Annotated in this window: 24 protein-coding genes and 1 pseudogene; 14 read left to right on the top strand and 11 right to left on the bottom strand. The window is 36.3% G+C overall.

From position 1 onward, the window contains the following. Nucleotides 1–10: 10 nt before the first annotated feature. Together EGI24_RS11665 and EGI24_RS11660 are read right to left on the bottom strand one after the other, a co-directional pair. Nucleotides 11–661, bottom strand: coding sequence for a hypothetical protein (locus tag EGI24_RS11665; protein ID WP_255048588.1), 651 nt, complete (start codon nt 659–661; stop codon nt 11–13). Nucleotides 662–672: 11 nt separating this feature from the next. Further along, the gene (locus tag EGI24_RS11660) at nt 673–1,347 is read right to left on the bottom strand and encodes an NUDIX hydrolase (protein WP_255048587.1); all 675 of its coding nucleotides are present in this window, start codon (nt 1,345–1,347) and stop codon (nt 673–675) included. A 16-nt stretch (nt 1,348–1,363) separates the two neighbouring features. Here EGI24_RS11660 and EGI24_RS11655 point away from each other — a divergent pair, with 16 nt between their 5' ends. Next, complete coding sequence (locus EGI24_RS11655; RefSeq protein WP_255048586.1) at nt 1,364–2,398, top strand: glycoside hydrolase family 113; 1,035 nt, start codon at nt 1,364–1,366, stop codon at nt 2,396–2,398. Between the two features lie 2 nt (nt 2,399–2,400). Here the strand turns inward: EGI24_RS11655 and EGI24_RS11650 are convergent, their stop codons facing one another. Beyond that, entirely contained in the window at nt 2,401–2,628 is a 228-nt protein-coding gene (locus EGI24_RS11650; protein WP_255048585.1) for a DUF3820 family protein, read from the bottom strand. Between the two features lie 64 nt (nt 2,629–2,692). Between EGI24_RS11650 and EGI24_RS11645 the strand changes: the two genes are divergently transcribed. Then, a complete protein-coding gene (locus tag EGI24_RS11645; RefSeq protein ID WP_255048584.1) occupies nt 2,693–3,757 on the top strand; it encodes a Fic family protein in 1,065 nt (354 codons plus the stop codon). 22 nt (nt 3,758–3,779) lie between these two features. Here the strand turns inward: EGI24_RS11645 and mnmE are convergent, their stop codons facing one another. Beyond that, the gene (gene mnmE, locus EGI24_RS11640) at nt 3,780–5,111 is read right to left on the bottom strand and encodes a tRNA uridine-5-carboxymethylaminomethyl(34) synthesis GTPase MnmE (protein WP_255048583.1); all 1,332 of its coding nucleotides are present in this window, start codon (nt 5,109–5,111) and stop codon (nt 3,780–3,782) included. 98 nt (nt 5,112–5,209) lie between these two features. Between mnmE and EGI24_RS11635 the strand changes: the two genes are divergently transcribed. Further along, nucleotides 5,210–6,601: an MBOAT family protein gene (locus tag EGI24_RS11635; RefSeq protein WP_255048582.1), complete on the top strand. Its 1,392-nt coding sequence runs from the start codon at nt 5,210–5,212 to the stop codon at nt 6,599–6,601. Between the two features lie 68 nt (nt 6,602–6,669). Next, the gene (locus EGI24_RS11630) at nt 6,670–7,602 is read left to right on the top strand and encodes a hypothetical protein (protein ID WP_255048581.1); all 933 of its coding nucleotides are present in this window, start codon (nt 6,670–6,672) and stop codon (nt 7,600–7,602) included. On the opposite strand, the gene EGI24_RS11625 is transcribed toward EGI24_RS11630, so the two are convergent. The 3 genes from EGI24_RS11625 to EGI24_RS11615 form a co-directional block, all read right to left on the bottom strand. Beyond that, complete coding sequence (locus EGI24_RS11625) at nt 7,567–8,718, bottom strand: glycosyltransferase (protein WP_255048580.1); 1,152 nt, start codon at nt 8,716–8,718, stop codon at nt 7,567–7,569. The genes EGI24_RS11630 and EGI24_RS11625 overlap by 36 nt on opposite strands. Then, nucleotides 8,715–10,022: an MFS transporter gene (locus EGI24_RS11620; protein WP_255048579.1), complete on the bottom strand. Its 1,308-nt coding sequence runs from the start codon at nt 10,020–10,022 to the stop codon at nt 8,715–8,717. Before EGI24_RS11620 ends, EGI24_RS11625 begins: the two co-directional genes overlap by 4 nt. A 68-nt stretch (nt 10,023–10,090) precedes the next feature. Further along, nucleotides 10,091–10,963: a helix-turn-helix domain-containing protein gene (locus EGI24_RS11615; RefSeq protein WP_255048578.1), complete on the bottom strand. Its 873-nt coding sequence runs from the start codon at nt 10,961–10,963 to the stop codon at nt 10,091–10,093. A gap of 235 nt (nt 10,964–11,198) precedes the next feature. Between EGI24_RS11615 and pcaH the strand changes: the two genes are divergently transcribed. The 10 genes and pseudogenes from pcaH to pcaF all read left to right on the top strand — a co-directional run bounded on the left by pcaH (nt 11,199) and on the right by pcaF (nt 19,761). Continuing rightward, a complete protein-coding gene (pcaH, locus tag EGI24_RS11610; protein ID WP_255048577.1) occupies nt 11,199–11,906 on the top strand; it encodes a protocatechuate 3,4-dioxygenase subunit beta in 708 nt (235 codons plus the stop codon). A gap of 14 nt (nt 11,907–11,920) precedes the next feature. Continuing rightward, the gene (gene pcaG, locus EGI24_RS11605; RefSeq protein ID WP_255048576.1) at nt 11,921–12,433 is read left to right on the top strand and encodes a protocatechuate 3,4-dioxygenase subunit alpha; all 513 of its coding nucleotides are present in this window, start codon (nt 11,921–11,923) and stop codon (nt 12,431–12,433) included. 4 nt (nt 12,434–12,437) lie between these two features. Beyond that, entirely contained in the window at nt 12,438–13,751 is a 1,314-nt protein-coding gene (gene pcaB, locus EGI24_RS11600) for a 3-carboxy-cis,cis-muconate cycloisomerase (protein WP_255048575.1), read from the top strand. Next, a pseudogene (pcaD, locus tag EGI24_RS11595) lies at nt 13,741–14,484 on the top strand (3-oxoadipate enol-lactonase); the annotation flags it as partial. The gene pcaB and the pseudogene pcaD, both read left to right, overlap by 11 nt. Beyond that, nucleotides 14,482–14,877 (top strand): 4-carboxymuconolactone decarboxylase, encoded by a 396-nt coding sequence (gene pcaC, locus EGI24_RS21980; protein ID WP_409035478.1) that lies wholly within the window; start codon nt 14,482–14,484, stop codon nt 14,875–14,877. The pseudogene pcaD and the gene pcaC, both read left to right, overlap by 3 nt. Nucleotides 14,878–14,880: 3 nt before the next feature. Continuing rightward, nucleotides 14,881–16,050, top strand: coding sequence for a 4-hydroxybenzoate 3-monooxygenase (locus EGI24_RS11590; RefSeq protein WP_255048573.1), 1,170 nt, complete (start codon nt 14,881–14,883; stop codon nt 16,048–16,050). 196 nt (nt 16,051–16,246) lie between these two features. After that, nucleotides 16,247–16,462, top strand: coding sequence for a four helix bundle protein (locus EGI24_RS11585; protein ID WP_255048571.1), 216 nt, complete (start codon nt 16,247–16,249; stop codon nt 16,460–16,462). Between the two features lie 288 nt (nt 16,463–16,750). Next, complete coding sequence (locus tag EGI24_RS11580) at nt 16,751–18,100, top strand: 3-oxoacid CoA-transferase (protein WP_255048570.1); 1,350 nt, start codon at nt 16,751–16,753, stop codon at nt 18,098–18,100. Nucleotides 18,101–18,289: 189 nt separating this feature from the next. Beyond that, nucleotides 18,290–18,550: a hypothetical protein gene (locus EGI24_RS11575; RefSeq protein ID WP_255048569.1), complete on the top strand. Its 261-nt coding sequence runs from the start codon at nt 18,290–18,292 to the stop codon at nt 18,548–18,550. A 2-nt stretch (nt 18,551–18,552) separates the two neighbouring features. After that, a complete protein-coding gene (gene pcaF, locus EGI24_RS11570; RefSeq protein WP_255048568.1) occupies nt 18,553–19,761 on the top strand; it encodes a 3-oxoadipyl-CoA thiolase in 1,209 nt (402 codons plus the stop codon). A 96-nt stretch (nt 19,762–19,857) separates the two neighbouring features. On the opposite strand, the gene EGI24_RS11565 is transcribed toward pcaF, so the two are convergent. From EGI24_RS11565 to EGI24_RS11550, 4 genes are all read right to left on the bottom strand, one after another. After that, nucleotides 19,858–20,724, bottom strand: coding sequence for an amidohydrolase family protein (locus tag EGI24_RS11565; protein WP_255048567.1), 867 nt, complete (start codon nt 20,722–20,724; stop codon nt 19,858–19,860). Nucleotides 20,725–20,726: 2 nt separating this feature from the next. Then, entirely contained in the window at nt 20,727–22,508 is a 1,782-nt protein-coding gene (locus EGI24_RS11560; protein ID WP_255048566.1) for an acyl-CoA dehydrogenase, read from the bottom strand. 151 nt (nt 22,509–22,659) lie between these two features. Beyond that, nucleotides 22,660–23,766 (bottom strand): 5-methyltetrahydropteroyltriglutamate--homocysteine S-methyltransferase, encoded by a 1,107-nt coding sequence (locus tag EGI24_RS11555; RefSeq protein WP_255048565.1) that lies wholly within the window; start codon nt 23,764–23,766, stop codon nt 22,660–22,662. Between the two features lie 22 nt (nt 23,767–23,788). Then, nucleotides 23,789–24,901, bottom strand: a complete 1,113-nt coding sequence (locus EGI24_RS11550; RefSeq protein ID WP_255048564.1) for an alpha/beta hydrolase — start codon at nt 24,899–24,901, stop codon at nt 23,789–23,791. Nucleotides 24,902–24,906 lie beyond the last annotated feature (5 nt).

Genomic DNA, 24,906 nt, shown 5'->3' with positions numbered 1-24,906 from the left:
TTTTTTTGCTTTATTTTAATATTTTGATCTCTACCAAGTCATTACTAGTTCTTTCTTCGTAGAAAACCTTAATCGTTTTTCCATTATATTTAACCATCTCTTCGGTTACATAATATTCGAATTCAATGGTTTGTTCGGTATTAGAAACCGAAACTTTGTTTGGCATATCACCTCCAGTAATTTCGTTAGCTCCATTTAATACACCAGTAATGCTTTTCATCTCTCCTGTTACTGGAATAGCATCAGTCTTAAAAATAGACTTTCCATTGTTTTGAATATCCATCAAAGCGTTTTCAAATTTGCTTACATAAGAAAAATCTAGGTATTTGCCGATGGATTTTGAAAGGTTTTCTGGTTTAATATCTTTGACTTCCTCGAGGTTTAGAGTGAAAGATTCTTCGAAATTTCTCTCTGGAAATTCAATGGTTAAAGTTGCAAAAGGATAGCCTCCATCTTCGTATTTTTTTAATAGCCCTGTTTCGTGAACAAGTTCTCCATTTGGAAAGGAAGAGGCTTCGAGGTTTTCGGGATACTGCGTGGTATCGGTAACAGCTAATGAGTCTGCAGTTGATTTGGATTGATCATTTGAACTGCTTTGTTGGCAAGCATTGAGTCCTAAAATTAGGAATACGGAGAAAATAGTTTTGATTTTAGTCTTCATTTTTTTTAGTATTAAATTTGTTTTAATGTTTCAAAATCTTTGATATATGACAAATAAAGGTAATTGAGCAAAAGCCCATTGCTGTTATTAATTTTATGGTGTCCTTCTACAAATGGATATACGTGGGTCGTTATTCTTTCGAATTCATATTCTGTTCCCATTTCTTTATTTTCAAACGTTTCGATTTCTGTTTTATCTAAAGTAATCTCACAAAAATAGAAATACATGGCTTCATCTGAGGTTCCAGTGCTCGGAAAAAGCCTTTTTTTAGGCGAAAGGTCGATTAAATCATTTTCAGTCACAATTATGCCCGTTTCTTCTTTTACCTCCATTACGGCTATTTCTAGCGGGGTTTTGGTGCCATCCACCATTCCTGCTGGATGCTCATAGGTAAATCCACCTTCGGCTATTCTTCTTTGTTTTACCAAAAGCAGATATTTTTCTTTGGTTTTTTTATCTATTAAAACAATGCAAACACAAACCACTTCGCCTTTTATGAAACAGATTGGGGGAATTTTGTCACCCTCTGGTGTATTAGCATCGAGCATTACCAAAGAAAATAATGCCTCTCCGTTGTATCGATGTCTGGTATAAATTTCCTCTATATTATTTATTTTTAGTCCATTAGTTTGTAAGTTGGCTTTCCAGATTTTAAATTTATGGGCATTTTCTAGCGACTCTTTCATTCTTGAAATTAATATATTGAAAACAAAACTACTTACTCCCGCTTTTATTCTTCTCCTTTTAGGTGGTTTTTATTTCTATGGCTCGAGCGATAAAGCATTTCAGTATAAGGGTTTGAAGATGAAAGGCCTATCTTTGGTGGCACCGCCCAAAGAAGTGGATACAACCTGTTTTCATTCCATTCAAAACGTAAACGCTGATTGGGTCTCGTTGATGCCCTATGCTTTTGTGCCAAAGGAAAGTGCCAAAGTGCGGTTTCAAATAGACACCACAAAAAAGCACCAATGGTGGGGAGAAACACCAGCAGGTGTGAAAAGATGTATAGAAATGGCTCACTCAAAGGGTATAAAAGTTATGCTCAAGCCTCATTTGTGGCTGGGTTGGGGACAGTTTACTGGAGATTTGGATTTCAAGAAAGAATCAGATTGGAAGATTTTCGAGGATAGTTTTAAAGATTATATCTTGACTTTTGCTCGTTTGGCTGAATCAGAAAAAGTCGAAGTTTTTTGCATTGCCACTGAAATGGGGAGCCATGTACAAGGTAGAGAAGCCTATTGGTTTAGCTTGATTTCAGAAATTAAAAAGGTGTACAAAGGAAAACTAACTTATGCTGAAAACTGGGATTGCTTTGATAAAGTACCGTTTTGGAATGAATTAGATTTTATTGGTGTCGATGGTTACTTTCCTCTTTCTGATGAGCGTGAGCCAAGTAAGAATCAACTAAATCAAGGTTGGAAAACGCACCTAAAGAAACTGGATAAATACGCAGCGAAGCATCAAAAATCTATATTATTTACTGAAATAGGATACAGGAGTAACGATTACAGCACAGAAAAGCCCTGGGAAACTGATTATTCAAAACCTAAAAATGAAAATGTTCAAGCCATAGCCTATCAATCTTTCTTTGAAAGTGCTTGGAAACAGCCATGGTGTGCTGGTGCCTTTATTTGGAAATGGTTTCCGTCTGAAATTGACCATTTCCATGAAAGAGAAACGTTTTCGCCTCAAGGTAAAATTGCTGAAAAAGTGCTGGGGGAGCATTATGGCAAATAATGCTATTTCATTTTCTTTAGTGTCCAAAGAATTTCATCCAAGCCATTTGATTTGATTTCATAAACCGTAGATAGCTGCATACCCAGTTTACCTTCCGGAAAACCGCCTTTTCGTAAGAACCACTCCAAATAACTGATGGGCAAATCACACAAAAAAGTGCCTTTGTATTTGCCAAAGGGCATTTGGTTTTTTACAATTTCTAATAAAATTTGCTTATCGGGTTGAAACATTGTGAGAAAGATTTTTAATTCGAGAAAAAATGACTAAAATTGTCATGAAATAATATGTCAAAAAATGATAAATGTTCTTTTAAAAAATCAGAGAACAAATTTAGGGTTAAAGTTTCAAGAAATCTCTGCAATGACAGGAATTGACCAAGCCTTATTGTCCAAGTATGAAGGAGGTAAAAGGATTCCTTCCGAAAACCACTTGATTGCACTGGCCGATGGTTATAAAATACCGCTAAAAGTTCTAAGAAGAGAGTTATTGATAGGCAAAATAGCCGAATTGGTTATGTATGAGGAAAATGTTTATGAAATATTATCAACGGCCGAATCGAGGGTGGAGTATTTGAGTTCGAAAGATGTTTTTGATTTACCTGTATTTAGTTCTGAGGTTCAGATTAAACTTCGAAGGTTGGATTCTTTGAAGGACCAATGGCAGAAAAGTAAGCCCTTGAATCAGACACAATTGCAGAAGTTGAGGGAACATTTCGCACTGAAATATACCTATGATTCAAACAGGATAGAGGGTAATACGCTTTCTCTCCAAGAAACTCAATTGGTTATCAAGGAAGGTGTAACAATCAATGGTAAAAGTTTGAGAGAGCATTTAGAGGCCATAAATCATTCAGAAGCCATTGATTTTTTGGAGGAGTTAATTTCTGTAAGAGAGCCTTTGAATAAAAGGTCACTTTTAGACTTGCATCGCTTGGTATTGAAAAGTATCGATTCCGAAAATGCTGGGGTTTTTAGAAAAGTTCCTGTAAGTATAGGTGGTTCTGAATATATGCCACCACAGCCATTTTTGTTGGAGAAAATGATGGAGGACTATTTTTTGCATTATAATAAACAAAGGAAGTTTCTTCATCCAGTTATATTGGCTGCTGAAATGCACGAAAGATTGGTAAGTATTCATCCTTTTTTGGATGGCAATGGGCGTACCTCTCGGCTAATTATGAATTTTGTATTGCTTCAGAATGGCTATACTGTTGCTATTCTAAAGGGCGATTCAGACTCTAAAATTAAATATTATACCGCCTTACAAGAGGTTCAATTTAATAATAATACAGAGCCGTTCTATACTTTGGTGATAGAAAGGTGTTTGGCCTCGCTGGAGGAACATCTGAATTTGGTTTAGAGTCTTTTTCTGGTAAAAGGCTCTACTTCCCAATACAAAACTTACCAAAAATATTAGCCAGCAAGTCTTCGGTGGTAATGGTTCCTGTAATTTCGCCCAAATGATGTAGGGAAAGTCTGATGTCTTGTGCTAAAAAATCCCCCGTAATCCCTAAGTCTAATCCATTAAGGACTTCTGTGAGAGCCTCGTTGGCTTTTAATAAGTGTTCGAAATGGCGGAGGTTGGTTATAGTGGTATCTTGACTGCTCTGGAGTTTTATTTTGGCTACCAATGCTTTTTTAAGATCTTCTATCCCAATGTCATTTTTGGCAGAAATTCTTATAACTGCATCGGATTTAAAGTTTTCGTAGAGATCAATTTTGTTCTGTACCCAAAGAATATCAGCATTCGTTGTTTCTTTTTCTAGTTGGTCTAAGAAGATTTTATTTACGTCATTGTCAAATAAAAAGATAATGATTTTGGCCGAATGCATGGCTTTACGGGAGCGTTCAATACCCATAGATTCAATAATATCTTCGGTATGTCTAATTCCGGCAGTGTCTATAAATCTGAATTTTTGCCCTTCAATAAATACGATATCTTCAATAACGTCTCTGGTAGTGCCAGCTATATCAGTTACAATCGCTTTTTCTTCGTTCAATAGGGCGTTAAGTAGGGTTGATTTACCTGCATTTGGAGCCCCGATGATGGCTACCGGTAGTCCTTCTTTTATGGCATTTCCGTTTTCGAAGGATGCAATAAGCGGCCTTAGCTGTGATTGAAGTTCGTTTATTAAGGCTCTCAAATCATCACGGTCTGCAAATTCTACATCCTCTTCGCCAAAGTCTAGCTCAAGTTCAACTAAGCTTGCAAAATGGACTAGTTTTTCTCTTAAAATGGCCAGTTTTTTCGAAAAACCACCTCTCAATTGGTTAATGGCTATTTGGTGTGATGCTTCGGAATCCGCAGAAATTAAATCAGCAACTGCTTCGGCTTGAGCGAGATCAAACTGTCCATTTAAAAATGCCCTTTGTGTGAATTCTCCCGGATTTGCCATACGGCAACCGTTTTTTATAAGAAGTTTAAGTACATACCTAACAATGTATTCGCTTCCATGAGTTGATATTTCAACAGAATCTTCTTTGGTAAAACTTTTTGGAGCCCTAAAAACACTTACTAGTACTTCGTCAATCATCTTTTCCCCATCCATTATTTTGCCGTAATGAACCGTATTGGCTATGGCTTTTTCTAAATCCACGCCTTTGAAGATTTTATTGACGTTCCTGAATGTTTCTTGTCCGGACACCCTGATGATAGCCAAAGCACCAATGCCTTGGGGGGTGGCTAAAGCACAAATGGTTTCTTGTTGGTTCAAATGCTCTTATTTTTGTGCAAAAATAACTCAAAAACAGCTCTTTTATTGAGACAATTCAATTAATTTTGAACTTAAATCAAACCCATTGAAGCCCATATATGCTTTTTAATTCACTTCAATTTGTTTTTTTCTACATAGTTGTTACCATTCTTTACTTTTCTCTTAGGCATAGGGGCAGAGTTTGGCTTTTGCTTTTGGCAAGTAGTTATTTTTACTTGGTTTTTAAGCCAGTTTATATCCTAATTTTGCTTGTAACTATCATCGTAGATTACTTTGCTGGTATTTGGATTAGTCAGTCGGAAGGTAAAAAACGTAAATCACTTTTGATTCTGAGTTTGATTACCAATGTAGGTTTTTTGGCGTTTTTTAAATATTGGAATTTTATAAATAAAAATATTTCGCTTGCTCTCGGTTTAATTGGTGTAGAAAATCCTTTTCATGATTACCCCTTTGATTTACCCATCGGGCTTTCATTTCATACTTTTCAGGCGATGAGCTATACCATAGAGGTGTACAGAAGAAATCAAAAGCCAGAGAAAGATTTTATTGTTTATTCCCTTTATGTAATGTTTTATCCGCAGTTGGTGGCAGGGCCAATTGAACGGCCACAAAACCTTTTGCCGCAGTTTCATACCTATTTTAAGTTTGATTTTGAAAAACTGAAGTCTGGTTTGATGCTCATGGCTTGGGGTTTATTCAAAAAAGTTGTAATAGCCGATAGACTTTCCATCATGGTGGATTATTGTTACGACAATCCTACACAATTTTCGGGATTGACATTACTTATGGCCACCGTGTTTTTTACGATTCAGATTTATTGTGATTTCTCTGGATATTCAGATATTGCCATTGGAGCTGCTCGAACGATGGGTTATGATCTCATGTTGAACTTCAATGCACCTTATCTTTCCAAAAGTATTTCAGAGTTTTGGCGGCGATGGCATATTTCGCTATCTACTTGGTTTAGAGACTATTTGTATATCCCCTTGGGTGGAAGTAGGGTAGGCACAGGAAGATTGTATCTTAATTATTTGATAGTTTTTACAGTGAGTGGCTTATGGCATGGTGCAGCTTGGACATTTGTTATTTGGGGAGCTTTGCATGGAATTTATCTGGTACTGGCCATTATGAGAGATAAATATTTGCCATTTAAACTGCCAAAAAACACCTTTCTATCTATAATTTTTACGTTTGTGTTGGTGATGATTACTTGGGTCTTTTTCAGGGCTAAAGGATTGTACAATGCTAAAATAATCTTGTCTAAGGTTTTTGATTTTGGTGACTATGGTAGTTTTTCTATGCCTTTCACACTCAATGAGTTTGTTTTTTGTTGGACGTTGATGATAGTTTTGTTTCTAAAAGATATTTTTATGAAAGAAATAAAAACCTCAAATACCCCTATGTTTTATGCGAAATTCGTAGGCTTACTCCTTGTTTGCTACTTCTTTGGTATATTTTCTTCTAATCAATTTATTTATTTCCAATTTTGATGATGAAAATATTTAAATATTTTGCTCTGTTTGTGTTTGCCTTTCTTTGGTTTCTAGGTTGTTCAAAAATGGCTACCAATTTCCTATATGATAATAAAATAGTGGAGGATGACTTTCGTTATGGTGATTTGTATCGTTTGGCTAATCTGCCCGATTTTAGAGAAAAAGTAAAAAAATGCGACGATGATTTTAAAGGGGAAAAATCAGATGTGGCTTTATTTTTAGCCGGGGACAGTTTTACTGAGAAGGGCAGATTGCAAAGCGATAATTTTGCAACTGAAAAGTTTGAAAGAGGGTTTGTTGCCGAATCCAACGAAAGTTTCAATTTGCCAAGTGGAAAAAAAATATTGGTGATTGAAACAGTGGAGCGACATTTTAGGGAACGGTTTCAGCAACCTTGGAAAAACTGGGATGTGGCAAGTGAAAATGCGGTTTTGAATCAACAAACTTTAAAGGAAAAACTTTTAGACATTAAAGTGCCATATAACACACAAATGCATGAATCTCTGCTATTTGGAACGGACTTTATGATGAAAATTAGAGAGATTAAAGCTCAGTTGAATCTTTGGCTTTTTGGTAAAACAGACGATAAAGTAAAACTACATAATGGTCATCTGCTTTATTATTTGGATGTTAATCCTGGAATTAGCAGTTGTTTTGATAAAATAGATGATTCAGAAATAGATTTGATGGTGAATAATGCGAATTTAACCTATGCATATTATAAAGGTTTAGGTTTTGATGAAGTTTACTTGAGTATAATTCCCAATAAAACCAGTATTTTAGCCCAAGATTTGGCGGAGTATAATCATCTCGTTGAGAGAATTGAGGGTAATTCGAACCTTAAAATCCCGATAATTAGTATTTTTCAAGATTTTCGAAAGAAAAATCTATACTTAAAAGGCGATTCGCATTGGAATTGCGAAGGGCAAAAAATTTGGGTAGATAAGGTTAACGAAAAACTATTAAATACGCAACAAAGTATTTCCAAAAGCCTTTAAATCGTGAGTTTGTCTATAATATTCCCCATCAATATTTCTTGACCTTGGATTTTGTAAATAGTAAATAATAGTTTCTTTTATGGCATTGATATCATAAGGGTCTATGATTTTTCCAAGCTTATATTTTTCTACTTGCTCGGCCATTACTCCACTGTCAGACACTATACATGGTTTGTTGTGATTGGCTGCTTGCCCGACTATCCCGCTTGAGCCAAAGAAGTTGATATTCATTCTTAGGATAACGTCTGATTGTATAAACGTCGACTCCATTTCTTCGTCACTCACAAATTCATCATTTATTATCGTTTGATATTTTGAATTTTCAGGGATTAGGTTCTTTATTTTCTCCAAATAGCCCTCCTTAAACTTTCCTACAATAATTAAAGAAATTTTTTGTGCCAAATCTTCGTCCAAATTATTCAGTGCGGCTAGGATGTTCTCATTGTTTTTGCGTTCGTCCATGTTGCCAAACTGGAGCAAAATAAGATTCTCTTTCGGGATATTATGTTTTTCTCTGAGGTCGAAATTCTCAATTGTTTTATATTCAAAATAGGGGTCGGGTAAATAAAAAAAACGTTGATTGTCTAGCCAATTTGGCATGGCTTCATCATTCAAAATGAATACTTTTTTAAGATTTTTATTCAATAAAGCCCATTTTATTGTCAATTTTTTCTGTAAAATCGTCCTCCAAAACACAATTTGGTTTCTTAGTCCTGGGCCTTCTTTTTGCATTCTGGCGTAAGGTCTAAACCAAATTCCAGCTATACTAAATGAAGTTTTTTTCTTTCCAATTTCTACCTGATAAGGATCTAGTTCCATCAAAACCAAATGATTGATCTGATTTTTGAGACATTCATTATTAATGATTTTCCATTCTTCTGCAGACTTTTGGAAATAGTGTTTTTGTGACAAAATCACTGTTTGTTGTTCTTCGGTTGTATTGAGAATTTTAATATTAGGTTTAACTGAAGCTAATTTAAATTCTTTTGAGTGATTTGTCAGTATAAAGTATTCATTCTCAGTACTAAGGGCTTCAATGTGTTTTAGTAAATTGCTTACGTAGCCAAACTTATGCCCGTCCAACTTTATATTTAAATCCGTAATTAAAATCCTCATTTATCGTGATATACAGTTTTGGATGGTATTCTCATCAGTAGTAAAAAGCCCAGGAAAAATGCCACCATTAGGAACAAAATAGAGGTTCGCATACTGCCTGTTATGGCATTGAGATATCCAAAAATGAAAGTTCCCGTGGTTATAGAGGCCTTTTCCAAAATATCATATAGCGAAAAGTAAGATGCTGTATGCTTTATGTCTTCCGGTATCAATTTGGCGAACGTAGAACGTGAAAGTGACTGAATTCCGCCCATAACCAAACCCACCATGCCGGCAATGACATAAAATTGAGTGGCAGTAGTAGTAAAATATGCACCAAGTGGAACCAAAAACCATATGAAGACTTGAATTCTTAATGCTATAGAATTTCCAAATTTACGGGATAAATAAGAAGCCAAATAACTACCTGGAATAGCAACCAATTGTATAACTAATAGGGTGGCTATTAAGCCATCACGAGGTATTTTGAGTTCATCTTCGGCAAACAAGGTGGCAACGTAAATCACTGTCATTACACCCAAATAATAAGTAAAATAGGCCGTAAGGAATTTGGTTAAAATCTTGTTTTGCCTGACTTCTAAAATTACATTCCGTAGTTCTTTTATTCCTTTTTTTATCCAGTTGAGTTCAAACTTCTTGCTGTTGTCTTTTGGTAAAAAATAAAATGGAATTTGGGCAAAGCCAAACCACCAAATACCTACTGTTAAGAAAGCAATTCTGGAGGTAAGTCCAGACTTGGAGTCTGCTTCTGTAAGGCCAAAAAGCTCAGGCTTAAGAATCATTAAAAGATTGAAAACTAGTAATATAACGCTTCCAATATAGCCAAATACGAATCCTTTTGCACTAAGTTTGTCAAAATTGTCTTCCGTGGCTATTTGGGGAATATATGAATTGTAGAAGACGATACTTCCACCCCAACCAACAATGGATAAGCCAAATGCAATCATAACACTATTCAGGCTTTCTTTTGTAAAAAAGTAAAAATATGCACAAGAAGCCGCCCCCAAATAGCAAAAGAACTTCATGAACATTTTTCTCCTCCCTGAATAGTCTGCGATGGACGTCAGTATGGGTGAAAGGAAGACCAAAGTCATGGCCGCCGCCGAAATCGTAAAACTATATAGGGAATTGTTGTTTACTTCAAATCCAAAAAAAAGTACCTTATCACTGCCATCTATTCCCACGGCAGTTGCATGGTAATAAATCGGAAAAATCACGGTAGTGATGACCAAATTATGCACTGAATTCGCCCAGTCGTACATAGACCATGCGTTCCAGATTTTTTTATTGTTTATAAAATTCATGTATAGGGTTTAAATATTAGGCAATATAACTAAAACCTTTTTTGCAAAATTAAGAATAAAAATCAATTTTAAGTTTTTCGGAAATCACTAGGTGATACCCCGACATTTTTCTTGAATAATCTTGTGAAATAAGCGGGGTCGTTAAAGTTTAGAAAATAGCTAATTTCAGAGATAGAATAGGAGGTGTTTAAAAGGTATTTTTTTGCTTCTGCGACAACTAATTCATGTAAGATTTGGAGTGGAGATTTACCTATTACTATCTTACAAACTCTGTTGAGATGCATGGTGGTAATTCCTATTTCTTTGGCATATTGGCTGATAGTTTTCATTTCTGAATAATCTTGTTTTATACTTTTCTGGAAAATCTGGAAATATTTTAATGTTTTATTATCCGTTTCTTCCATACTTGTTTTTTGAATTTGATTAACTCTGAAAATTGCGAGAAATAACGTTTGGAATAAGGAATTTATGAAAGTGCGTTTTTCTATGTTTTCTTCATTTAATTCCTTAATTATCATTTCTTTGAGTATTTTTATTTGTTCAAAATGCGTGTTGTTTCTTTCAAAGTTAAAGCATTGCAAATGATTTAATTCAAATACGATTTTCTGGTTTTGTTTAAAATTATTTTCAAGAAAGTAATCGGAAAAAGTGATGACCTCCCCTTTTACATTATCTTGAAAAATGAATCCATGCAGTGTATTTATGGGAATAAAAACTATGCTTGGCCCCGAGATAATGGATTCCTTTTTCTCTGAAACTAAAATTCCATTTCCACTTTCTATGACAAATAGCTGAACCAAATCTGTGTGTAAATGCTCTTTGATTTCCCAATTATACATTTTGCTTCTCGATTCCAACGGTTCAGCATGAACGAATTCCAGCAGTGAGCTGTAATTGTTTTCGCCATAGAGTCCGTTAAATATTACGAGTTTTTCCTTCATGTTATAAATGTACTTTTTGATTTTCCCCTTATTTTTTCTTTGGTTTTATTGTAAGCTATTGTTTATTAGTAATTAGGATTTATTTTTATTTGAATTTTTCCAGTTTGTCTCAATTTATGTCACCAATAAAATTATTATTATGTTATAAAAGTACAAACAATATTTTAATTTGTCCAAGAATAAATTATACTTTCAGGGTACATTTGTTTTATTATATAGTTTTAAATGTAAAATCATGAGTCAATTGATATATAATCCTTTCGACATGGAGGTGCATCCACCTCGATTGTCACCAGCGTATAAGTCAACTATTCTCCGAGCACCTACCAAACCTTTGGTGTTACTGAAACAATCATTGGCTGAACTTTCAGGGCCTGTTTTTGGGGACTTTAATTTGGGGGAGTTTGATCATGATTTAACCAAGAATTCGATTAAAAATGGCGAACCATTGGGCGAAAGAATTGTGGTACACGGTACGGTTTTTAACGAAAACGGCCAACCGATTCCGCATACATTAATAGAAATTTGGCAGGCCAATTCATGTGGTAGATATGTACATAAAGTGGACCAGCACGATGCCCCATTGGATCCCAACTTTTTGGGTGCGGGCCGATGCATGACAGACAAAGATGGGAATTATAAATTTTACACCATCAAGCCGGGGGCATATCCTTGGGGTAATCATTACAACGCTTGGAGGCCAAATCATATACATTTTTCACTGTTTGGAGCAAATATTACCAATCGTTTGGTTACACAAATGTATTTTCCAGGTGATCCGCTTTTAGAACATGACCCGATATTTTTGGCAGTACCACCTAAAGGGAGAGACTTATTGATATCAAAGTTTGATCTTGGGGCTACAGAACCTGATTTTGCCTTGGGTTACCGCTTTGATTTTGTTTTAAGAGGTCATAAAGCCACGCCATTTGAGAAAATATAAATTTTGAAAATATTATGTTAAAGCAAACACCATCACAAACCGTTGGACCTTATTTCGCATATGGTCTTACTCCTGAGCAATATTTGTACGATTTTAAAAGTCTGGCTCAGCATGATCTGGTTTCATCAGATGAGGAACATATAGTAATTCGAGGAAGAGTTTTTGATGGCGAAGGAAACGTTATTCCTGATGCCATGCTCGAGATTTGGGACAATCAGAATAACCTATTCGGAAGATTTGGTACGGGTACCGAAAAAGACAAAAGCTTTGTTTTTAAAACTAAAAAACCTGAATCTATAGGAGAGAATGCACCTTTTTTGTCCGTGATTCTATTTATGCGTGGTCAATTAATTCATTCTTACACAAGAATTTATTTTTCTGACGAAGTCAAAAATGCAACAGATGAAGTGCTTTCTCAAATAGATAATTCAAGAAGAGAAACTTTGATAGCTCAGAAAAAAGATAATTATTATTTATTCGATATTCACATGCAAGGCGATAGCGAAACGGTTTTCTTTGATATTTGAAATTATGAGTTTATATAGTGAACTTTTTTATTCTTCTGAGGTAAACGAACTTTTTTCGGACCAAAACACAATCGCGGCCATGTTGGTTGCAGAGTCTTCATTGGCTCAGGCTCAGGCAGAGGTAGGAATTATATCAAGGGAGTCTGCCAATATTATTTCGAATTGCTGCCAGATTGAATTTGTTGATATAGAAAAACTTAAAAAAGATATTAAACTTGGAGGCAATGCGGCTATACCATTGGTACAGCAACTTACGAAAGTAGTAAAGAGTAGAGACTTTGAAGCCTCAAAGTTTGTCCATTTTGGTGCTACTAGCCAAGATATTGTGGATACTGGCTCGATACTACAAATAGCTCAATTTGTAAATTTATTGGAGAGTAAATTATTGATTCTAAAGTCAGAATTGATAAAAATTTCTAAAAAGCACAAAAGTACTGTGATGGTTGGGCGGACGCTTTTGCAGCAAGCTCGTCCAATTACATTTGGTCTAAAAGCAAGTGCTTGGTTAGAAGGTGTTTGTAGGTCAATAGATAGGTTGGTTGAAATGAAACCAAGGCTTTTGGGGGTGCAACTTTCTGGTGCTGTTGGAAGTCAAAATAAAAATATTTCTAACGATGTTGTAAATTTATTCGCTCAGTTTTTGGGCTTATGTCCTTCATTTTCATGGCAATCTCAGAGAGATAATTTAAATGAGCTAGCGTCTAAATTAGGCATTTTGAGTGGTTCCTTAGGCAAAATAGCGAAAGATGTTTCATTATTGATGCAGACCGAGGTTGGGGAGGTCTTTGAGGGTGCGGCCGAAGGTAAAGGGGGATCTAGTACTATGCCACATAAACGCAATCCCGTAACATGTGCAGCCATATTGGCCAATGCAACACGTATTCCGCATTTGGTTGGAAGTATGCTTTCTTCTATGATACAAGAGCATGAGCGTTCCGCTGGAAATTGGCATGCGGAATGGGAGGTTTTGACCGAAATAATGCTTTTGACAGCAGGTAGTTTAGAAAAGACTGTGGAATTGATTGAAGGCTTGGAGGTTGATGAAAAACGCATGCTGGCAAATATTGAGATTACACAGGGGCTGATTTTTGCAGAAAATGTATCACTTGCTTTGGCCTCAAAAATAGGTAAAATTCAGGCCCATGAGTTGGTAGAGAAAGCTTGTAAAATTGCTATTTCAAAAAAGAAACATTTGAAAGAAGTACTAAGGGAAATGAATCTTGACTTAGAGAATTTAAATATGTATTTTAATCCTCAAAATTCCATAGGAAACAGTGTTGAAATTGTTGAGAATATTCTAAAGAAATATGAAAATTAACTATAAAATAGAAGGAACACCAAACAGTCCAGTTTTGATTTTTTCCAATTCATTAGGTTCAGAAATGATGATGTGGGATGAATTAGTTCCTTATTTATTGCCTTATTTTAGGGTTTTAAGGTACGATACAGCTGGACATGGTGGAAGTGAAGGTTTTATATTTGGTAGTGATTCGACGATTGAGCATTTAGGCAATGATGTTATCCAACTAATGGATGAACTAAGCATTGATTCAGCCTATTTCTGTGGACTCTCAATGGGTGGATTAATTGGCCAATTTTTAGGAATCAATTACCCAAATCGCTTCATAAAAATAGTTTTAAGCAATACTGGAGCAAAAATAGGTAATGATGAACGCTGGAATAGCCGCATAGAAACCATTTCAAAAAACGGAATGCAGGCCATCGTTGATGATACCATGGAGCGTTGGTTTACTGAAGAATTTCGCAGGCAAAACCCAAAAAGAGTTACCGAAATGCATGCCATGTTTTTAAGAAGTAATGTAGAAGGCTATTCTAATTGTTGCTGTGCCATTCGTGATGCAGATTTTAGAGAACAGTTACAAAATTTGAGTGTCAAAACTTTGGTCATTACTGGTGACGAAGATCCAGTGACAAACGTTGAGCAGGCTGAATTTTTGGTATCCAAAATACCCGATGCTAGATTAAAAGTACTCCATGCCAGACACCTAGCTGCCACTGAATTACCAAAAGAATATGCAGCGGTTTTGATTGATTTTTTTGTAGGAGATCAAACTTTTGAAAAGGGAATGCATGTTCGAAGAAGTGTTTTGGGGGATACTCATGTAGATAAAGCCAATAGTAAAATAAATGATTTTAATGCTGATTTCCAGTCTTTTATTACAAATTATGCATGGGGTGAAATTTGGACACGGCCGGGCCTGTCTAAACCCACTAAAAGTTTAATTACCATGTCCATGCTAATTGCATTAAATAGGCCGACTGAGTTTAAAATGCATGTAAAAGCAGCCTTTAATAACGGAGTTACTGTGGATGAAATCAAAGAGGTAATTATGCAATCAGCATTGTATTGTGGATTACCGGCCGCTAATGATGCCTTCCATTTGGCACAAGAAGTTTTTAAAGAAAACGATATTAATTTTTAAACCATGAAGACTCAAGTAGGAATTATTGGAGCTGGGCCAGCTGGACTTACCTTGGCTTTGATGCTTCAAAAACAAGGTATTAAGTGTATTATAATAGAAAATAGAAGTCGAGAATATGTGGAGAATCGTGTAAGGGCAGGCTTGTTAGAACAAAACACTGTAGAAGTTTTTGAGGAATTGGGTGTAGCCGAAAGATTGCATAAAGAAGGTTTGGTGCATCATGGATGTTATATTGCTTACAATGGGGTGATTCAACGTATTGATTTTCAAAAACATACACAAAGGGAAGTAACGATTTATGGGCAACAAGAGGTTGTGAAGGATTTAATTCAAGCCTGTATCGATAGAAAAATTGAGATTTTATTTGAGGCAGATGCTACACAAATCAATGATTTTATGTCCAATGAACCAAGTATATCATTTACTTTCTTGGGAGAAAATAAAATATTGCATTGTGATTTTGTAGCGGGAACGGATGGGTTTCATGGTTTGGGGAGGAAAACATTACCCAAAGAATCTTACAATGAATTCAAAATTGAATATCCGTTTAGTTGGTTAGGTATTTTGGCTTATTCCAAACCTAATTATGATGAATTGATTTATGCTTTTCATAATAATGGTTTTGCCTTGGCCAGTATGAGGTCAGAAAAAGTATGCAGATTATATCTGCAAGTACCAAACGACGAAAAAATTGAGAATTGGTCTGATGATAACATATGGTCAGAACTAGAAAATAGATTGGGAATTGAATTAGACAAAGGAGATATCTTTGAAAAAAGCATTACGCCTATGCGAAGCTTTATGATTGATAATTTACAAGCAGGGAGATTGTTTTTGGCTGGTGATGCGGCACATATTGTGCCGCCAACTGGAGCGAAAGGCTTAAATTTGGCAATTGCAGATGTGAGAAATTTAGCTATTGGCCTAACTGAATTCTTTAAAAATGGAAATGAAGAGTTTCTTAATAATTACACCAAAAAATCTGTAGCAAGAGTTTGGAGAGTACAAGATTTTTCCAATTTCATGACGTATTTGTGTCATAAACAAGCCGAAAATGGTAGTTTTGAACAATTACTACAAAAATCAAAGTTTGATTATTTAAGAATTTCTGAAGCTTATCAAAAAACCATAGCAGAGAATTATGTGGGATTGCCATTTGAGGTGTTTGAATGACGAATTACGAATTACGATTATCGAGTTAAGAATGGAGAATGGTGAGTTATGAATAACGAAGACAGGGGCACGATTTTCGAATAAAGAATTTCTAATAATTGCATTTATAGAATTTCGTTTGTTTTAATTTAATGTGATAATTTTATCATACAATATTTAAAGAAATCAACGATCAATAATCTAAACCAAACTCAACATGATTTCAGATTTAAAAGAAAGGTATAAAAAATGGGCGATTTCAGTTGTTATTATGACAAGGCAATTGCCAAGTGATCCTGAATTTAAAGCTTGTCGAAAACAGATAGTCAGATCAGCACCTTCAGCAGCAGCAAATTATAGAGCTGCTTGTAGAGGAAAATCGAATCCTGATTTTATAAATAAACTAAAAATAGTTGAGGAAGAATTAGACTAGACAATGTTTTGGATTGAATTCATAACAGAACTTCTTCCTGTTCTAGGAAGAAGCTCTGAATCTATATATAAAGAGGCAAATGAACTTTTATCAATAACTGTAGCATCTATTAAGACTGCTAGGAATAAATAAAAATGAAATTAGCCAATGTTTTTTACTCCTTTAATAGGTTTATTGAAGGGGTTAATATTAATGATTTAAGGTATTCCAAAATTCGTTATTCGTCATTCGTTATTCGTCATTCGTTATTCGTTATTCGAAATTTATCATTTTCTTTTTTAATTTATTATGAAAAATGTGCCTATTGTAAGCTTAAATGAGGCGGTTAAATTTGTAAAAGACGGAGATATCCTCCTCCAAGGTGGCTTTGGTATGACGGGAAATCCTGTGCATTTGATGCATGCTTTGGCTGAAACAAGTACTAAAAACTTAACTTTTATTGGAAATAATACGGGCGAACCTGGACTGGGTGGCGATAGATTATTGGCCAATGGTCAGTTAAAAAAAGTAATTGGCTCGTTTTTTACTTCAAATCCAAATGCTGTAAAGGCCGTTCAATCTGGATTGGTTGAAGCAGAGCTCTTGCCTCAAGGCACTTTGGCAGAAGCCATCCGTGCTGGTGGTGCAGGTATTGGTGGTTTTTATACCAAAACTTCAGCTGGAACCAAGATTGCCGAAGGTCGTGAAACCAAAATTATCGATGGAGAAGAGCAAGTTTTCATAAAAGGTATTCGTGGTAACGTAGCTTTCATACGTGCATGGCGTGCTGATACCGCTGGAAATTTGCAATACCGTATGACGGAAAATAACTTTAATAAAGCTATGGCAACAGCTGCGGATTTGGTCATTGCTGAAGTTGAAGAAATTGTGCCAGTTGGTGAAATAGCTCCCGAAAACGTGCATACACAGGGCTGTTTTGTAGATTATTTGGTACAAGCTACGCTTACTCTGGAAGATTTAGGCACTTCTGCATCCATAGCGTCCTCTAAAAAAGTAGATGAGGTCAGAATGAATATGGCTCGCCGTGCATTGGCCGAACTGAAAAAGGGCGATGTCGTAAATTTAGGTATCGGAATTCCAACTTTGGTGGCCGATTTAATCACAGAGGACCAAGGCATTATTCTCCATACTGAAAACGGAATGTTGGGCGTTGGTCCAGCTCCAACAGATGGAGGAGGAGCAATGAATTATCCGGTAAATGCTGGTAAAATTCCTGTAACTCCTTTACAAGGAAGTAGTTATTTCGATAGTGCGGAATCATTTGCGATGATTCGTGGTGGTCACATCGATGTGGCCATAATGGGTGGTTTAGAGTGTGACGAAGCCGCAAATCTCGCCAACTGGGCAGTACCAGGGAAACCACTTTTGGGTGTAGGTGGTGCTATGGATTTGGCAAAAGGAGCTAAACGACTCATCATTACCATGACCCATACCAATTCTGACGGGTCTCCGAAAATTGTACCTTCGTGTATGTTGCCATTAACTGCATCGGGTGTAGTGGATATGATTATTACAGATTTGGCGGTTTTTTCTTACACCAATGGTATTTTAACTTTGGTAGATTTGCTTCCAAATGCCACTTTGGAGGAGGTAGAGGTAAAAACCAGTGCAAGGTTTGTGAATGGCTTAGTGGATTAAAGCCACACCATTAAAAATCAGACATTCTGTAATCTGTTAGCATTATATAGGTAATTTTGGGGAATTATGTACTCAAATTAATATGCATTAATGGCACTCAAACACTTGTTTCAAAATAAATGTCCGCAATGCGGAAAAGGCAATATTTTTATTAATAGAAATTTATTTTCTTTTTTTCAATTAACAAAAATGAACAGTAAATGCCCAAACTGTAATTACAACTTTTTTCCTGAAAATGGATTTTATTGGGGAGCTATGTTTGTGAGTTATGGTTTAGCCAGCTTAGAGGGTTTGTTAGTTATTCTGGCTTGTTCTTGGTATGGAAATGAGTTATTTGACTATGTTAACCTATTGATTATTATTAGTTTCATGATAATTCTTTTTCCTCTCAATTTTAGACTTTCAAGAATTATTTGGTTATATATTTTTGGCAATAAAATAAAGGAATAAAAATGAAAGATGCTTTCATAATAGATGCAGTCAGAACTCCAATTGGGAGTCTTGGAGGTAGCTTGTCCACGGTTCGTGCAGATGATTTGGCAGCTATTCCAATCAAAGAATTGATCAAAAGAAATCCAAATATTCCTTTAGAAGCGATAGAGGATGTCATTTTGGGTTGTCACAACCAAGCAGGAGAAGATAATAGAAATGTTGCCCGTATGGCATTGCTTTTGGCAGGTTTACCCTATACAGTTCCTGGCGAAACGGTCAACAGACTATGTTCATCAGGTATGTCTGCAGTGATTCATGCCAACAGAGCAATAAAAGCAGGAGACGGAGAGGTTTTGATAGCGGGAGGAATGGAGCACATGACCCGAGGGCCAATGGTAATGAGTAAATCCACAAAAGCGTTTGGTGGAGATGTACAACTATTCGATTCAAGCTTCGGTTGGCGTTTTGTAAATCCGGTGATGAATAAATTGTATGGTACTGATGCTATGGGAGTTACTGCTGAAAATTTGGCGGAAATGTACAATATTAGTCGAGAGGATCAGGATTTGTTTGCATATAATTCTCAGCAGAAAGCATTTGCGGCTCAACAAAATGGTATTTTGGCAGAGGAAATTGTTTCCGTAGAATTGACAGACAAAAAAGGAATAGTAACGGCTTTTAGCAAAGATGAATTTATAAAAGGAGTCACAAGTTTAGAAACTTTGGCAAAATTGAAACCAGCTTTCAGAAAGGAAAGTGGAACTGTAACTGCAGGTAATGCCTCTGGACTCAATGATGGTGCAGCCGCTATGATTCTTGCCTCTGAAAATGCGGTACAATCTTATAATCTAGTTCCAAAAGCAAGAATTGTGAGTTCGGGTGTTGTAGGTGTAGAGCCGAGAATTATGGGAATCGGACCTGTAGGAGCTTCTCAGAAAGCTTTGCAAAAGGCAGGGTTAACTTTAGCAGATATGGATGTAATTGAGTTTAACGAAGCCTTTTCTGCTCAATGTTTGGCTGTTTCAAGAAACCTTGGTTTGGCAGACGATGATGAAAGAATTAATCCAAACGGTGGAGCAATTGCCTTGGGACATCCGTTAGGAATGTCGGGTACACGTATCATTCAAGCGGCTGTGAATCAGTTGCAAAGAAGCAATAAAAGATATGCCTTAGCCTCTATGTGTGTGGGAGTTGGTATGGGTTATGCGGTAATATTGGAGCGGGTTTAAGTTTTAAAAATAAATACCATGGAATTAAGAAATCAGTGTTAATCCGTGGTATTTTAATATCCTTGTCATCTGTGTTCCATTAGCAGGCTTTTTTTATCACTTCAATCCCAACATCCGAATCGCATTTTCTTTCAATATCAACGGCTTTACTTCGTCTTTAAATCCTGCTTCCTCGAAATCTTTCATCCATCTTTCTGGCGTAATTAGCGGAAAATCTGTGCCGAAAAGAATTCGTTCTTTGAGCATTGTATTGGCATATTGAATCAATTGTTTCGGGAAGTATTTTGGTGACCAGCCACTGAGGTCTATATAAACATTGGGCTTGTGCATGGCTACTGAAAGAGCCTCGTCTTGCCATGGCCAACTCGGATGGGCTATAATTATTGGGCAATCTGGAAAATCAATAGCCACATCGTCTAAGTGCATCGGATTGGAATATTCAAGTCTCAAACCGCCGCCTCCACGAACGCCAGAGCCAAATCCAGAATGACCCGAATGAAAAAGCATCGGCAATTTGTATTCAGCGATGACTTCATATAAATGATAGGCCATTTTGTCTTGTGGGTAAAATCCTTGTACGGTTGGGTGGAATTTAAATCCTTTTACTCCGTAGTTTTCTATCAAATCTCGAGCTTCACGTGCCCCCATTCGGCCTTTGTGAGGATCTATGCTCGCAAAAGCAATCATAACATCGTCATTTTTCAGAGCAGCTTCAGCTACTTCGACATTCGGAATTCTTTTTTTACCCACTTCATGCTCAGAATCCACCGTGAACATCACAAAGGCCAGGTTGCTATCTCTGTAAAAATCAGCCGTTTCCTGAATCGTTGGACGTTTATCTGATTTGAAATATTTCGCAAAAGCCACATCAAATTCAGGTCGATAATCATCATGCGGCTGGCCACATGAAACTTCAGCGTGTGTGTGTACATCTATGGCTTTTATTTTTTGAATATCTATCATGATTAAACTAAAATTTCATTATTTGGGTCAAAAATGGTCAAGGTGTCATTTTGGAAAAGAATTTCTGATAAATTATTTACTCGGCTCAGTTCATATTTAAAGAAAAACTTCATGGTTTGTATTTTGGATTTGTAAAAATTGTCTTCTGCATTAATAATTGAGATTTTCAATTGTGCTATTTGGGCCATTTTTAGCCATTGCCAAGCTACATTTAAAAGGCCAAACATTTCCATATAAGCAGTAGCGTCTTTCAAGAAGATTTCAGAATTACCTTCTCCAGAGATTTTCTCTAAATGTTCATTAAGTTTGTCAAAAATGTTAAGTTTTTGTTTGAATTCTTCTACAAACGCCTGTAATTCTTTTATTTCATTTGACAATTCTAATGTTTCTTGAACCTCAGAATGCCAAAGTTTTAGAGCTATCTTATCATTTCTAAAAACTTCTCTACCCAACAAAGCCAAAGACTGAATGCCTGTAGTCCCTTCATAAATACTACAAATTCTAACATCTCTGGCCAATTGTTCCAATGGAAAATCTTCCGTATATCCATAGCCTCCCAAAACCTGCAAACCTTGATTCACCGAAACGATACCCATTTCTGCTCCAAATGTTTTGGCAACCGGTGTGAGCAATTCAAGCAATGTATCGTATTGAGATTTCCTTTCTGGCTTCAAACGAATTTGATCTATATAAAAATAACATTGCAACATAAAAGCTAGGCCGCCTTCCACAATTGCTTTTTGCCTAAGAAGCATTCTTCTGACATCCGGATGCTCCACGATAGCTACCGAAGCAGCTTTTTGATTTAAATCCAAACGCTTTCCTTGAATTCTTTCTTTGGAATATTGTAATGAATGATGATATGCCGCTGAGGCACAGGCTATGCCGGTCATTCCCACACCAAGCCTTGCTCCATTCATCATTTTAAACATTTGTGTCAAACCCTGGTTGGCTTCACCCAATAAATAACCCTCACAATTGTCATTGGCACCAAACGCTAAATGCATTGCAGGTGTAGCTTTCTGGCCCATTTTGTGGAAAATACCGATCGAAGTAACATCGTTGGATTGACTTAGATCTTCCACGCGATTTTTGGGTACGATAAACAATGAAATCCCTTTTACTCCAGCTGGGGCTCCTTCGATTCTAGCCAAAACCAAATGGACAATATTGGGTGTAATGTCATGATCTCCAGCAGAAATGAATACTTTTTGTCCTGAAATTTTAAATGTACCATTAATCTGTGGACTGGCTTTTGTGGTAATTTCTGAAAGCGAACTACCTGCCTGAGGCTCGGTCAGGCACATGCTGCTAAGCCATTCAGCCGAAAGTAATTTGGGTATGTAAAGCTCTTTTTGTTCTTGATTACCGAAGGTGGCTATGAGATTAGAGCAACCATTTGCCAAATCGGTAAACATCATGAAGCTGTTGTGGGCACACATACCCACATACTCGGTAGCTGCATATATGGTTTTTGGTAATTGTTGTCCTCCAAAAGACTCGTCAAATGTAGAAGCAATCATTCCTGCATCAGCATAAGCCTTTGTAAATGCGTGTAAACCTGAATGAACTTTTACGTGACCATCAGTAAGTGCTGGTTGATTTCGGTCGCTATCTACAAATGCAGGCAAAGAAGTTTTTTTACTTACTTCATCAGCCATATCAAGCACCAAATCAAAGGTCTCTTTAGAATGATTTTTAAAGTAATCATTCTTGCAGAGCTCTTCTACTTCCAGCACATCGTGCAATATAAAATCAATATTTTTCCTCGTGTATAATTGCATTTTTATTTTAATTCTGAATCAGATTTGAAAACTGGTAACACGGATTTTGCTGATTTACACAGAGATCATTTTTACACTTCGAAAATAGAAAAAATCTATGTCATTCCATCCAATCTGTATCATCTGTGTTTCAAAAAAAAACGCAAACAAATCAGCTTTCGCCCCAAACTTTCTCAGCTGTTTTAACTACCAAATCCATTTTTCTCCATTGATCATCTTCGCTCATGTCGTTGCCATGGTGGGTGCTTGAAAAACCACATTGTGGGCTTACACACATTTGGTCTAGTGGCATATATTGAGCTGCTTCGTCAATTCTTTTACAAAGGTCATCCATATTTTCTAATTCTCTTTTTTTCGAAGAAATAATGCCCAAAACTACTTTTTTGTGGCTTGGAACAAATCTTAATGGTGCAAAATCGCCCGAACGTTCGTCATCATATTCTAGAAGATATCTATCAACATTGATTTCATTAAATAGAATCTCCGCAACTGGCTCATAACCGCCTTCTGCAAACCAAGTGCTTCTGTAATTGCCTCTACATAAGTGAATTCCAACTGTTAAATCATCAGGCCTACCATCAATAACTGAATTTATTAAGGCTGCATAGGTTTTTGGCAACTCATTTGGGTCTTCGCCTCTTTCGGCTGCGGCTGCACGCATTTTTGGGTCACAAAGATAGGCCAAGTTGGTGTCGTCCAATTGCAAGTATCTTAAGCCAGCTTTGTAAAGGTGATCAATTTCTTCTTTGTAAGCATTTGATAAATCATGGAAAAATTCGTCCATATCAGGATAAGAATTGATATCTATGGATTTGCGACCACCACGAAAATGTATCATGGTAGGAGAGGGAATCGATACCTTGGGAGTTGCGGTAACAATAGATTTTAGGTAATTGAAATCAGCAACTTGGATGTCGTGACTGTGTTTTAGTTTACCAGTTACACTTAATACAGGAGGCGTAAATCCGTCTGAAGCAACTTTGGCTTGTCCACCACCAACACCACCAGTTACAGTTACACCATCCAATTCTTTTAGGAAATCTAAATGGAAATAATCTCTACGAAACTCACCGTCAGTGATGGCTTTCATACCAGTATTTTCCAATTTTTTAACCGTTTCTGCTATTCCGATATTTTCTATTTCTCTTAGTTCGTCAGCAGGAATTTCTCCTCTTTTCCATTTATCACGGTTTTCTTTAACTTCAAGAGTTCTTAATAAACTACCCACATGATCGGCTCTAAAATTGTTGTTTTTCATTCTGTTATATTTTTTAAGATTTTTATTTTATATAGCCTGCTTTAGCTTTGATACCCGTTTTTGCCCATTCTCTCAATTCGTCAAAAGCCTTTCCTGTTTGCTCAGGTGAAAAGTTACAATGCCCTTGTCCGTTGGTAAATTTTACCGTGTAAAAAGCTTGATTTCCTTTTTCTTGTATTAAATTTTCGTATCTAACGATAGCCATTTCGGCAGGAATCAATTGGTCATAAATAGTATGTAAAACCAAAGTAGGCTTGTCGATATTTCCTGTTCTATCATATTTTGAAAATAATTTATCTTGACCAATAGTTGCTGATAAACGTTCTACATTCTGATTCACCAAAAGATTGTCTCGAAACCCGCCATAGAGCGTATTTGTATTATCATAAGGATTTCCTCCACCTTTTATGGCTATATCTCGAAGTACATTTTCTCCAAATACCAATGCAAAAGGTAAATCATCAGGCTTAAGGTCAAATCTATCTGCAATGTCCGCCGCCAAAAGTGAGTCTTTAGCAAATATTACTTTTTTTAGTGCCATCGCTTTTCCAAACGCCACATTCATGGGTACCGGATTTTTGGATTGATTTTTATCTAAGATTTCCATCAAACTAGGCATATTTCCAGGAAACAAAGCATTGAATGTGGCTATCAAATCGAATTCTTTTCTCGTTTGTAGGTAGATTCGACCTGCTAATGGACACATTGGGAAGCCACCCGCATAGTTTTTACCAAAGTTTTCTAGCGTAGCGATTGTTATTCCACCACCCATCGAATGTCCTGCCATAAAAGTGGAGTCAGGAAGGCCGTATCTTTTCACAAAAAGTTGACGTAGGGCCTCGGTATCATCTACGCCTTGTGCAAGAGCCAAACCTTGATTTCGATAATCAGAAGCTGCAACTGCAAAACCTCTTTCAGTGAAAGGCTTCATTCTTATTGCCCACTCTGGGTTTTTACTTTGCAAAGGACTACCCATAAACTCATATCCGTGGGCATACATGACCAGTTTTCCTTTCCAGTTTTCAGGGAAAATTATTCGGTATGCAGCTCCATTTATTGATCCAGAATCTATTTTGGCTATTTTTTGGGCAAAAAGTACATTTGCCAGAAAAAGAAGAATAATTATGTATTTCATTTATA

The organism is Lacihabitans sp. CS3-21, assembly GCF_024343675.1.
Classification (GTDB): domain Bacteria; phylum Bacteroidota; class Bacteroidia; order Cytophagales; family Spirosomataceae; genus Leadbetterella.
This window is presented reverse-complemented; position numbering and strand designations above follow the sequence as displayed.